The organism is Lautropia dentalis (assembly GCF_003892345.1).
GTDB lineage: Bacteria > Pseudomonadota > Gammaproteobacteria > Burkholderiales > Burkholderiaceae_E > Lautropia > Lautropia dentalis.
Genome location: NZ_RRUE01000007.1, coordinates 1 through 1,827, shown reverse-complemented (window position 1 = coordinate 1,827; position 1,827 = coordinate 1). Strand labels below are relative to the sequence as shown.

Sequence of the window (1,827 nt, the reverse complement as noted above, 5' to 3'; positions counted from 1 at the left end):
CTGAAGGCGGGCGCGGCGTATGTGCCGGTGGATCCGGAGTATCCGACCGAACGCATCGGATATATGCTCAGGGATTCGCAGGCACAAGTGCTGCTGACGCAGAAGAGGCTGCAGCAGCGCCTGCTGGCAGCGGCTCAGGTTGTGGATGATGGAGAAACGAGCAACGGATGCGAAGGCGCGGGTACCGAGAAAGCAGACACTGAAGATGCAGACCGTAAAGTCGCAAGCGAGGCGCTTAGTGGTATGGGCGAGGTTCTGCTGCTCGATGAAGAGTCGACCTATGTGGAGCGGCCGGAAGGAAACATCAGCCGCAAGGAGACGGGCCAGAAGTCGTCGAATCTGGCGTATGTGATCTACACCTCGGGTTCGACAGGCCTTCCCAAGGGTGTGATGGTCGAACACCGTAGTGTGGTGAACAGACTCGTCTGGATGCAGGACGAATACGGCCTGACGGAAGCGGATACCGTATTGCAAAAGACATCCATTGGCTTCGATGTATCGGTATGGGAAATCTTCTCGACATTGCAGTCTGGCGCACGTTTGGTCATGGCCATTCCTGGAGGTCACAGGGATGTTCAGTACCTTGAAGAGGTCATCGAAGCAAACGGCGTGACCGTTTTAAACTTTGTTCCTTCCATGCTCCGTGCGTTTCTTGAGCAGACCAGGAAGGGACAATTCAGCAGTGTCCGCCAGATTATGTGTGCAGGCGAAGAACTTCCGCCTTCTCTTCAGAGTCGCTGCACTCGGCTTCTGCCCAAGGCTAGTCTGGATAATATTTATGGCCCAACGGAAGCAGGTATAACTTTCTGGAAGTGTGACCCCATTCAAAAGTTGGCTCGTATTCCAATAGGGAGGCCAATATCAAACACAAGGATTTATATTGTTGGTTCTGGAAGTGATATCACTCCTGTTGGGGTGGCGGGCGAAATCTGCATTGGCGGTGATGAGGTGGCTCGAGGATATCTGAACCGTCTGGAATTGACGGCAGAGCGCTTCATACCGGATCCGTTCAGTGATGAGCCGGATGCACGGATGTACAGGACGGGCGATCTGGGTTACTGGAGAGCGGATGGGCTGATCGAGTTTGTGGGCCGCAATGACTTCCAGGTCAAGATCCGCGGTTTCCGGATCGAGCTGGGCGAGATCGAGGCGCGACTGGCGAAGTCGCCGCATGTGCGGGATGCCGTGGTGGTAGCCAAAGAGGATCAACTGGGCGATAAGCGGCTGGTGGCGTACTGGGTTGCCAGGGAGGAGCAGTCTGAAGAGGCATTGCCGGATGTGGAGCGGCTGCGGGATCACCTGAAGGCGGAGCTACCCGAATACATGGTGCCGAGTGCGTTCGTGCGTCTGGAGACAATGCCGCTGAACACGAGCGGCAAGGTGGACAGGAAGGCGCTGCCGGCGCCGGATGCGGAAGCGCTGGTCAGGCACGAGTACGAGGCACCACAGGGTCCGGTGGAAGAGGTGCTGGCGGGTATCTGGCAGGAGCTGCTGGGTGTGGAGCGCGTGGGGCGGCACGACAGCTTCTTTGATCTGGGCGGCCATTCGTTGCTGGCGGTGCAGCTGATGGGCCGCATGCGCCGGGAGCTGGTCCAGGAGGTGGCGCTCAAGGACTTTTTTGCGGCACCGACGATAGCAGAGGTGGCAGGCAGTCTGGCGCAGGCTGATGAAGCGCTGACGGCTCCGGTGGAGCGGGCAGATCGGACGAAGGAACTGGCGCTGTCATGGGCGCAACAGCGGTTGTGGTTCCTGGAGCAGCTGGAGGACCTGGGTGCGGCGTATCACATTCCGGCTGTGTTGCGTCTGCAGGGCGAGCTGGACAAGGGG

General features: G+C 58.5%; 1 protein-coding gene. It reads left to right on the top strand.

The genetic code is table 11. The annotated features are described in order from the left end of the window. Positions 1 to 1,827: non-ribosomal peptide synthetase (locus EHV23_RS15090; RefSeq protein ID WP_125096922.1), on the top strand; the 1,827-nt coding region annotated here is incomplete at both ends.